The 1040-nt window shown below is 56.2% G+C and carries 1 rRNA gene; it reads right to left on the bottom strand.

The features are described 5' to 3' along the window. Positions 1–2 precede the first annotated feature (2 nt). Positions 3–1040 (bottom strand): 23S ribosomal RNA (locus tag ACZ6R9_RS33790); the annotation flags it as partial.

The following is a 1040-nucleotide window of genomic DNA, read 5'->3' as shown; positions in this document are numbered from 1 at the left end:
CTGAGGACAAGCCCTCGGCCTATTAGTACCGGTCAACTCCACCCCTCACAGGGCTTCCATATCCGGCCTATCAACCCAGTCGTCTACTGGGAGCCTTACCCTCTCAAGGAGGTGGGAGTGCTCATCTCGAAGCAGGCTTCCCGCTTAGATGCTTTCAGCGGTTATCCCTCCCGAACGTAGCCAACCAGCCATGCCCTTGGCAGGACAACTGGCACACCAGAGGTTCGTCCGTCCCGGTCCTCTCGTACTAGGGACAGCCCTTCTCAACACTCCTACGCGCACAGCGGATAGGGACCGAACTGTCTCACGACGTTCTAAACCCAGCTCGCGTACCGCTTTAATGGGCGAACAGCCCAACCCTTGGGACCTACTCCAGCCCCAGGATGCGACGAGCCGACATCGAGGTGCCAAACCATCCCGTCGATATGGACTCTTGGGGAAGATCAGCCTGTTATCCCCGGGGTACCTTTTATCCGTTGAGCGACGGCGCTTCCACAAGCCACCGCCGGATCACTAGTCCCTACTTTCGTACCTGCTCGACCCGTCAGTCTCACAGTCAAGCTCCCTTGTGCACTTACACTCAACACCTGATTGCCAACCAGGCTGAGGGAACCTTTGGGCGCCTCCGTTACCCTTTAGGAGGCAACCGCCCCAGTTAAACTACCCACCAGACACTGTCCCTGATCCGGATCACGGACCCAGGTTAGACATCCAGCACGACCAGAGTGGTATTTCAACGGCGACTCCACCATGACTGGCGTCACGGCTTCAAAGTCTCCCACCTATCCTACACAAGCCGAACCGAACACCAATATCAAGCTATAGTAAAGGTCCCGGGGTCTTTCCGTCCTGCTGCGCGAAACGAGCATCTTTACTCGTAATGCAATTTCACCGGGCCTGTGGTTGAGACAGTCGAGAAGTCGTTACGCCATTCGTGCAGGTCGGAACTTACCCGACAAGGAATTTCGCTACCTTAGGATGGTTATAGTTACCACCGCCGTTTACTGGCGCTTAAGTTCTCAGCTTCGCCACGACGAATC

The organism is Kitasatospora sp. NPDC048662 (assembly GCF_055587065.1).
This window is presented reverse-complemented; position numbering and strand designations above follow the sequence as displayed.